Annotated in this window: 5 protein-coding genes and 1 pseudogene; 5 read left to right on the top strand and 1 reads right to left on the bottom strand. The window is 64.1% G+C overall.

Annotated elements, in window-relative coordinates; genetic code table 11:
• Positions 1 to 122: 122 nt before the first annotated feature.
• Positions 123 to 1,196 (bottom strand): annotated as a pseudogene (locus ACZYOF_RS41485) (TonB-dependent receptor plug domain-containing protein); the annotation flags it as partial.
• 262 nt (positions 1,197 to 1,458) lie between these two features.
• Here ACZYOF_RS41485 and ACZYOF_RS41490 point away from each other — a divergent pair.
• From ACZYOF_RS41490 to ACZYOF_RS41510, 5 genes are all read left to right on the top strand, one after another.
• Positions 1,459 to 1,665 (top strand): hemin uptake protein HemP, encoded by a 207-nt coding sequence (locus ACZYOF_RS41490; RefSeq protein WP_130581536.1) that lies wholly within the window; start codon positions 1,459 to 1,461, stop codon positions 1,663 to 1,665.
• Positions 1,666 to 1,672: 7 nt separating this feature from the next.
• A complete protein-coding gene (locus tag ACZYOF_RS41495) occupies positions 1,673 to 2,623 on the top strand; it encodes a heme/hemin ABC transporter substrate-binding protein (RefSeq protein WP_463719360.1) in 951 nt (316 codons plus the stop codon).
• Positions 2,620 to 3,720, top strand: coding sequence for a FecCD family ABC transporter permease (locus ACZYOF_RS41500; RefSeq protein ID WP_463719361.1), 1,101 nt, complete (start codon positions 2,620 to 2,622; stop codon positions 3,718 to 3,720). The genes ACZYOF_RS41495 and ACZYOF_RS41500 overlap by 4 nt, the downstream gene beginning before the upstream one ends.
• Complete coding sequence (locus tag ACZYOF_RS41505) at positions 3,717 to 4,511, top strand: heme ABC transporter ATP-binding protein (protein ID WP_463719362.1); 795 nt, start codon at positions 3,717 to 3,719, stop codon at positions 4,509 to 4,511. Before ACZYOF_RS41500 ends, ACZYOF_RS41505 begins: the two co-directional genes overlap by 4 nt.
• Positions 4,512 to 4,721: 210 nt before the next feature.
• A complete protein-coding gene (locus ACZYOF_RS41510) occupies positions 4,722 to 6,077 on the top strand; it encodes an esterase-like activity of phytase family protein (protein WP_463719363.1) in 1,356 nt (451 codons plus the stop codon).
• Positions 6,078 to 6,297 lie beyond the last annotated feature (220 nt).

Genomic DNA, 6,297 nt, shown 5'->3' on the forward strand with positions numbered 1-6,297 from the left:
CTATCCTTATCGCCATCCTTACAACTATCTTTTGACATGGTGACCTCGTGACGAAACAATCCACGAGATCTTCCTAGCCGACCAGATCAGCCCTCAGTGCGTGGTCGCCGGATGACGCTCACGAACAACCGGTCATCGGGCTGCGAATAGGTCCAGCCGAGCGTCGTCGTGTAGTTCTTCACGTTGCTCGCGTAGACCGACGTGCCGGAGAGATTGTTGGTTCCGTTCGCATTGGTCGAGTTGGGGTCGCCCGCACGCCGCGCCGGCTGACCGACGCTGTAGATGTCCTCCTGGAAGATGGTGCCGAGCTTGACTTCGTGTCCGTCGGCCGGGCGCACCGTCAGCTTGGCGATGCCGCTGGAGAGCCGGTTGCCGGTATTGGCGACTTCAAATCCGGTGCCGTCCTTGTAGTTCTCCTGCGTGCTGTAGGTGCCGCCCGCGAACACGTCCACATTGGGATTGACGCGAACACCGCCGAACGTCGAGGTGAGCCAGCGTCCCTCATTGCTGCCGAACACGTTGTTGACGTCGACGCCCCAGCGCTCGCCGGCGCGCACCACGTCCTCGATGTCCTTGGTGCGGAACGAGGCGACGCCGCCGATCGCGCCGGAGCCGTAGATGTTGGCCGTCGGGCCGCGCACGATGTCGATGCTGCTGATCAGCTCCGGATTGAGGAAGAAGGAGCCGTTCGCGAAGTGGCCGGTGCGCTGGTAGTTCTGCCGGGCGCCGTCGACCACGACCGCGACGCGGCCGAAATCCTGCAGGCCGCGGATGTTGATCGACGTTGACGGCTCGTCGCCGCGATTCTGCACCCAAACGCCGGGCAGATTATAAAGGAGATCGCCGACCGTGTTGGGCAGGCGGCCCTGGATCTGCTCGAGCGTGACGACGCTGACCGGGGCAAGCGCGTCGATCGCGCGCTCCTCCGTCTTCGATGCGGCAACGGTGATGGTATCGAGCGATTGCACCGTCACGGCACCGATCTGCGCGCGCGCGTTCATCACAGGCGCCGCCGCCTGCTGTTCGACTTTCGGCTTCGCCGGCTTGCGCTTCGCCTGCTTGGCGCGCTCCGACGCACGACCAGCCGGCTGCGCGTCCGCGGTCTGGGCGAACCCGGACTCGGAAAGCAGCAACCCGATTGAAACCACTGATGCGCCCAAAATGAGGGCGCGCGAAATCCTAGCCCCGTCAGCCATATTGCCCCAATCCAAAGATCTGCTTTTTGGGTCTGGCTGGCGTGCGCTCGCGAAATGATGCGAGCGGCTTGCTGGCTACCAAAATATACAGTGCGGGCCACCCGCCCGCGCCACGTTCACATTCGTTACGTCGCGGTAACAAAGTGGTCAACAACGGCACGGCACAGTTTATATCGATTGTAAACTGCAGTGATTGGATTGCGGTGCGGGCGACCTGTACAAACAGCCATCCAGAGAACGTTCGGGGCGCAGCAAAGAGGATATGGCGGCAACTTCCGGAGACGATACCGAAGGCGCCGGGGCGCGCACAGCAAATGCCTCACCCGCCGTGAGAAACCTCTCCATGACCGGCAACCGGATCGACAGCCGCGAGCTGTTCCAGAGCGAACGGGAGATCATGATCGCGCATGGCGACGAGATGTACCGGTTGCGTCTGACCTCGCAGAACAAGCTGATCCTGACCAAGTGATCCCTCGATGGCAATTTGTCGCACGCTCGCAGTCCTGCTGATCGCCAGCCTCTTGCCCGTTGAGGCGGCACCCGCCGCAAACACCACCGTGCATGATGCGCGCGACCGCGACGTCATAATCGACAACCCTTCGCGGATCGTCTCGATCGGCGGGGCGATCACCGAAATCCTCTATGCGCTCGGTTTCGAGGACCGCGTCGCCGGCGTCGATGCGACCAGCCTCTATCCGGCGGCGGCGCTGCGCGACAAACCCAATGTCGGCTATATGCGCCAGCTCTCGCCCGAAGGCGTGCTGGGACTCAACCCGTCGCTGGTGCTGGCGGTACAGGGCTCGGGGCCGAAGGAAACCATGGACGTGCTGGAAGCGGCCAAGGTGCCGCTGGTGCTGGTGCCCGAGACCTTCTCCGAGCAGGGATTGCTCGACAAGATCAAGCTGGTCGGCCACGCCATGGATGCCGATCCGCGCGCCGCATGCCTGACCACCGCCGTCGCGCATGATCTCGCACAATTGCGCGAGTTGCGCGCCAAGGTGACGAAGCCGGTGCGGGTGATGTTCGTGATGTCACTGCTCAACGGCCGCGCTATGGCGGCAGGCCAGAAGACGGCGGCGAACGAGATCATCCAGCTCGCCGGCGGCGTCAATGCGGTCGAAGGCTATGACGGCTACAAGATCGTCAGCGACGAGGCGATCGTCGCCGCCAAGCCCGACGTCGTGCTGTCGATCCAGCGCGGCAAGGATTCGCTGGAAGCCGAGGCGATCTATGCGCATCCGGCTTTCGCGCTGACACCGGTCGCGGCAAACAAGAGCTTCATCTCGATGGAAGGCCTGTATCTGCTCGGCTTCGGGCCGCGCACGGCGGCCGCAGCGCGCGACCTTTCGACGAAACTATATCCGGCGCTGGTGCCGCAGGCGGAGAAGTTCGTGCCCGCGGCGCTCACGACGAATTGCCGGCAATGAGCGCCTTGGCGGACGCGCGCGGCAATACCGCCGATCCTCGCACCAAGCGCTCGTTGCGCCCGCCCGCATCGCTGACACTGCTTTGCCTTTGTACCGCGCTTGTCGGCGTTGCGCTCATTGCAGTGACGCTGGGTGCGGCTGGAATTCCCCTCGCCCGCCTGCCTGCCGCGCTCGGCCTATGGAATGACAGCGCGGCCAATCCGCTGGTTGCGCGCGACCAGCTCGTGCTGTGGTCGATCCGGATTCCGCGGATCGTCGCCGCCGCGATGGTCGGCGGCCTCTTGGCGGCGTCCGGCGCGATCATGCAGGGGTTGTTCCGCAATCCCCTCGCCGATCCCGCGCTTGTCGGCGTCTCCAGCGGCGGCGCCTTTGCCGCGGCAGCCGCGATCGTCTTCACCGACAGCCACATCGGCGAGAGCGTCCGCTTCATGCAGCACCAATTGCTGCCGCTGGCGGCGTTCGTCGGCTCGCTCGTGACGACGATCATCCTCTACAGCATCGCGAGCCGCGCCGGACGGACGTCAATTGCGATCTTCTTGCTGGCAGGAATTGCGATCGCCGCGATCGCCAATGCCGGCATCGGGCTTCTGGTCTTCGTCGCCGACGACCGGCAGCTCCGCGATATCACGTTCTGGATGCTGGGTTCGATGAGCGGCGCGACCTGGAGCAAGATCGCGACGCTGGCGCCGGTGCTCACTGTTGCGCTGCTCGCGTGCCTGTCAATCGCGCGCGGGCTCGATGTCCTCGTGCTCGGCGAAGCCGAGGCCTTTCACAGCGGCGTCGATGTCGAGCGGTTGAAACGGATCTCCATCATCCTGGTCTCGGCCATGACCGGGGTCGCCGTCTCCGTGTGTGGTGTCGTCGGCTTTGTCGGCATCGTGGTGCCGCATCTGCTGCGGCTCGCGATCGGGCCGGCGCACCGACTGCTGCTGCCGGCCTCCGTGCTGCTCGGGGCCGTGCTCCTGGTCGGCGCCGACACGATGGCCCGCACCATCGTGTCGCCAGCGGAAATGCCGATCGGCATCCTGACGGCGGCGGTCGGCGCGCCGTTCTTCCTCGCCATCCTGCTGCGGCAGCGCAGCCTGGTTTCGCTATGATTCCGATGCTGCAGGCGAGCTCGGTCTCGGTGGTGGTCAGCGGCGCCACGCTGGTCGATGCCGTCGACCTCAGCGTCAATCCGGGCGAGATGATCGCAATCGTCGGGCCGAACGGCGCCGGCAAGTCGACGCTCCTGCGCATGCTGTCCGGCGACATCACGCCGACCCGCGGCACGGTCGAACTGAAGCAGCGCGCGCTCCGCGCCTATCGGCCGCGCGAATTGGCGCGGCATCGCGCCATGCTGTCGCAGCATGTCAACGTCACCTTCCCGTTCACGGTGGAGGAAATCGTCTATATGGGCGCGGGCGACAGTTCGCGCGCGACGGCGGCGCCGCTGGTCGAGTCCGCCTTGGACGAGGTCGGTCTGAGAGGCTTCCGCCATCGCCAGTTGCCGACTCTGTCGGGCGGCGAACAGCAGCGAGCGCATTTCGCCCGCGTGCTGGTGCAGCTCGCCTGCGGCGAAGCGCAGAACGGTCCCGGCCTGTTGCTCCTGGACGAGCCGACGTCGAGCCTCGACCTCAGGCACCAGATCGATCTGGTCGAGACCGCGCGCCGCCGCGCGCAGAACGGCACCGCGGTGATCGCGATCCTGCACGACCTCAACCTCGCGATGCGTTTTGCCGACCGTCTCGTTCTCCTGCATCGCGGCCGGCTTGCGGTCGACGGCGGCCGCAGCGAGGCGATGACCGCGGAGACGATCCGCACCATCTTCGAGGTCGATGCCACGATCGACTATACCGACAGCGGCATCCCCTTCCTGCTGCCGCAAACGATGCGACCGGTGACGTAACGCCGCAGGCATATCCAGCGGCATTCGTTAGAGCGTTTTCGAGCGAAGTGGACACCGGTTCACGTGAAGAAAACGCGTCAAGACAAGAATCTAGAGCTTCGGTTCTGATTCCATCAGAACCGAATATGCTCTAGCCGTCACGAAACTGTCAGCGCCATGTAACACGCGCCTCCCAGAACTCCGCCGCGTTTATCTTCAGGGGAGATCAACATGCGCAAATTACTGCTCTGCTCCGTCGCGTCCGTCGTACTGCTGTCGGGAGCCGCCTTCGCGCAAGGCGAAGGCGAATATCCGGCGACCCTCAAGGGCCACGCCGTGCTTCCGGCGGAAAGCTTCATCGACGCGCCGGCCGATGCACCGAACGATCTCAAGACCTCCGGCAAATACACCACCGGCCGCCGCGTCGACGCGACCGGCACCGTGATGGGCAAGTCCTACGAGCGGCCGACCGGCGTCTCGCTGCCGTTCAAGGGCCAGCCGCTGCAGGGCCATTCCGGCATCAAGGTGATGGCGGACGGCACGTTCTGGGTGCTCACCGACAACGGCATGGGCTCGCGCTACAACTCTGCCGATTCCATGCTGTACCTGAACCGGCACAAGATCGACTGGGCGAGCGGCAAGATCGAGCGTCAGGAAACCGTGTTCCTGCACGACCCCGACAAGAAGGTGCCGTTCCGCATCGTGCATGAGGACACCGCCAAGCGCTATCTCACCGGCGCCGATTTCGACACCGAAGGCTTCCAGATCATCGGTGATACCTTCTGGATCGGCGACGAGTTCGGACCCTACGTGATCAAGGCCGACAAGACCGGCAAGGTGCTGGTGGTGTTCGAGACGACCGCCGATGGCAAGCCGGTGCGCTCGCCCGATCACTGGTCGGTGCAGTCGCCGGGCGCGCCGGGCGCGAGCTACACCACCGTCAACTTGCGCCGCTCCAAGGGTTACGAGGGCTTTGCGTCCTCGAAGGACGGCAAGTTCCTGTACGGCCTGCTCGAGGGCCCGCTGTGGGATCCCGAGAAGAAGGACTGGGAGAAGGTCGACGGCAAGGAAGCCTCACGCATCCTCGAGTTCGACGTCGCGAACGAGAAATTCACCGGCCGCTACTGGCAATATGTGTTCGAGCAGAACGGCAATGCCATCGGCGACTTCAACATGATCGACGGCGCCGCCGGCCTGATCATCGAGCGCGACAATGGCGAAGGCACCGCGGACAAGGCCTGCCCGCAGGGACAGCGCGGCGAGAACTGCTTCCCGGACCTGGCGAAGTTCAAGCGCGTCTACAAGATCGAGCTCTCGGACGCCAATGTCGGCAAGCCCGTGCGCAAGGTCGGCTATATCGACCTGATGAAGATCCGCGATCCCGACAAGAAGGCGAAGAAGCCGCTCAATGACGGCGTGCTGACCTTCCCGTTCTTCACCATCGAGAACGTCGACAAGGTCGACGACACCCATATCATCGTCGGCAACGACAACAACCTGCCGTTCTCCTCGAGCCGCGATCCCAACAAGGCCGACGACAACGAATTCGTGCTGCTGGAAGTCGGCGACTTCCTGAAGGCGAAGTGAGCTCTGCTCCCTCTCCCCGTTCTTCACGGGGAGAGGGTCGGGGTGAGGGGCTCTCTCCACGCAGACGGTGACAGACGGATTCTAGGAGGTTGGACCACACCACGATTTGTTAGCAAAAACACATCTAACCCCCATCTATTTGGGCTGTTCGATCACCCCACACCCCCCGCCTGAGTACGACCCTCATGTTCTTTGGGCCTCTGAGTCGCCCTGTGAGCTT

The sequence above is a fragment of the Bradyrhizobium sp. LeoA1Lang genome (assembly GCF_055413685.1).